This is a genomic window from Pseudonocardia sp. Ae505_Ps2, assembly GCF_001932425.1.
Classification (GTDB): domain Bacteria; phylum Actinomycetota; class Actinomycetes; order Mycobacteriales; family Pseudonocardiaceae; genus Pseudonocardia.
In genome coordinates this window covers 16,194-17,996 of the sequence record NZ_MCIP01000003.1, presented here as the reverse complement: position 1 = coordinate 17,996, position 1,803 = coordinate 16,194, and the positions used below count along the sequence as shown (strand labels likewise).

At 66.1% G+C, this 1,803-nt stretch carries 2 pseudogenes; one reads left to right on the top strand and one right to left on the bottom strand.

What is annotated here, in order from left to right:
- A pseudogene (locus Ae505Ps2_RS32900) lies at positions 1-662 on the bottom strand (hypothetical protein); the annotation flags it as partial.
- Positions 663-1,149: 487 nt separating this feature from the next.
- On the opposite strand from Ae505Ps2_RS32900, the pseudogene Ae505Ps2_RS31550 reads away from it, so the two are divergent.
- A pseudogene (locus Ae505Ps2_RS31550) lies at positions 1,150-1,803 on the top strand (hypothetical protein); the annotation flags it as partial.

Here is a 1,803-nt window from a genome sequence, read left to right as displayed (position 1 = left end):
TTCATCTCATGGGCCCACCCGGCAAGCTCCGCGTTTTCAGCTTCTCTTGCCAGGGACAATGCAGCCCGACGCGTTTTTTCCGCATCTGCTGCGCGCCCCATGTCCCACTCGACGCAACCCACCAATAGTGCCAGCCAACCCGCGAGCACCATTGCCTCTCTGTGCTGGCTCAGGGTCAACGAGCCAGCCAGCATGCCAGAGACGTGATGTAGCCATCGGTGTCCCTGGTCAACTAGTTGTCGACTCGGAACTGTCGCATAGTCACAGCATAGTTGATCGATCGTGATTCTTAGCGCGTCGAGCGTAGCGCCGTCTATATCAGACCGCTGAAGTCGCTGAACAATCGTAAACGTATCTTGTCCGTGCGACTCGGCTAGTTCTGCCTCACGCCTGGCCCGCTCCTGTTCCGGAAAAAACGCCGCGGTGACAGTATTGAATGACCGCGCGATCAATGCCTGATGGTATCGATCTGGCGCGTTTCGGCCTTTTTCCCAATCAATCAGGCGTCGGCGGACATTCTCGATGTCCAGCTTTCGACCCGGCTCGTCATCAGTCGGCACCTCGGCATGAGCACTCATCGCCCGAGCTAGATCCCGTTGAGACCAGCGGCGCGCGTTCCGCTCGGCGCGGATGCGACTAGCCCACGCCGGAAGTTCGTCCATGCCCCGTGGTCCCCTTCCCAGCTCGCAGCGACGGCGCTCTCAAGTCTCCCCGATGCCAGGGGGTGATACGGGGTGACAACTTGACTGGCACCCACCGTGCCACTGCCCAGCGATGCGTGACGTGGCCCACGGTGAGGCCATGACCAGCTCAAACCACCCGGAGTCAGTCCGATTCCCGACTGGGAGTGATTGCTCCTGCCGCCTCAAGCTCGGTCCGCAGCTTCGCGAGATCCCAGCGCAGGTATCCGCCGATGGTCTTCGACGCCGGAGTGACTCGACCTGCCCGAGCCCAGCGAGCAAGCGTCGTGCGGTCGATCTCCAAGGCGTCAGCTGCCTCACCGGTGCTGAGCAGGCGTCCTTCGGTCACAACTTCCACTCTCTCACGTCACCTACCTCTCTCTCATCGGGTACATCACTTGCATCGGATACATCGGAACACGTACCCTCGCTGCATCGCATACCTCAGTTGCATCGGAGGCTGTCCCTCATGAAGATCACCTCGGCAGATGCTGGCTCGCGCAGCTTCTATGCCGTCTCCGCCCTGTCTTTGCTGGTCAGCGCCGATACCTCGTGGCGCGCGTTCGGCCTGCTCGGCGTGACGCAGATGTGGGAGCGCGCGGCGTTGTTCCTCGTCGCGGAAGTTGCCCTGATCGCGTGTGGGGTGGCGATGCGGGCGGGGGTGCGCCGGTCTGGCCAGCCGGGCCCGGCGCGCTGGCTCGCGTGGGGCATCTGCGCGGCTCTCGGCGTCGCTGCGGTGTGGTTGTCCGGCCCGGTCGGCGGGGCGCTGAGGGTGGCGCTGGGGCCGGTGCTCGGCGTGCTGGCGTTGCATCTCGCGCTCGGGATCGAGCTGCGGGCCCATCGGCCGGCTGTGAGCGGTACGTGGGCCCGGGTCGCGGCGGAGCTGCGGGAGCGGGCCCTGTCCAGGATCGGGCTCGCGGACGATGGTCGGACCGCGCTGGCCCGTACTCGAGATCGGGCCGCCCACCGCGCTGCCCGCCTGGCGCTGGCCGGGCGCAGCACGCCGTGGCGCCGCGCTCGCCTGGCTCGCGCGCTGCGCGCCTCCCACGTGGCGCACGACGACACGATGCGGGCCCGCATGCTCGACGAGCTGGCCGCGGTCCGGCACGCGGACGCGCTCCGG